The following is a 551-nucleotide window of genomic DNA, read 5'->3' on the forward strand; positions in this document are numbered from 1 at the left end:
TCAACCGAGCCTGCTGGGCGACGCCTCGGAACCCGTTTCTCCAGAAGGCGAAACCACCACGGTGACCTACCAGAGAGGGAAAGCGCCCAAGCAGCGCCCCGATGACTGCGTTAACGACAGCGGCCTGCGGTTTACCGATGAGGTGCCGGTTGATGTGATTGAGGTGCAGCCCCCAGAATTACAGGGTCCTGAAGCGGATCAATACGACATTATCGGTACCAAAAGCACCTTTCGTCTGGCCCAGCGTCCGGCCAGTTATGTGGTGCTGCGCTATGACCGCCCCGTCATCAAACGCAAAGACCGTGAGCAGCCCCTCCCAAGCCCAGCACCGTTTAATGTGCTGGACAAAAGTCTCGCCGACGTCAGTCTTCTGGCTGGACTGCTCATCGACAAATTTCAATTTCATTTACCCCTTTATCGTCAGCATCAACGCCTGACACACGCCGGGATTACACTCAGTCGCGCCACGCTGACGAATCTGGTCAAGCGGGCGATAGACTTGCTACGCCCCATCGTCGAAGCGCAGTTGCAGAATGTCCTTCGAAGCCGGC

1 protein-coding gene is annotated in these 551 nt (G+C 57.4%); it reads left to right on the forward strand.

The window, feature by feature from the left end; genetic code table 11:
* A partial coding sequence (locus ACXAFR_RS27485) for an IS66 family transposase (protein WP_475183401.1) occupies positions 1-551 on the forward strand: 551 nt, incomplete at both ends.

The sequence above is a fragment of the Pseudomaricurvus sp. ABR4_320 genome (genome assembly GCF_056159445.1).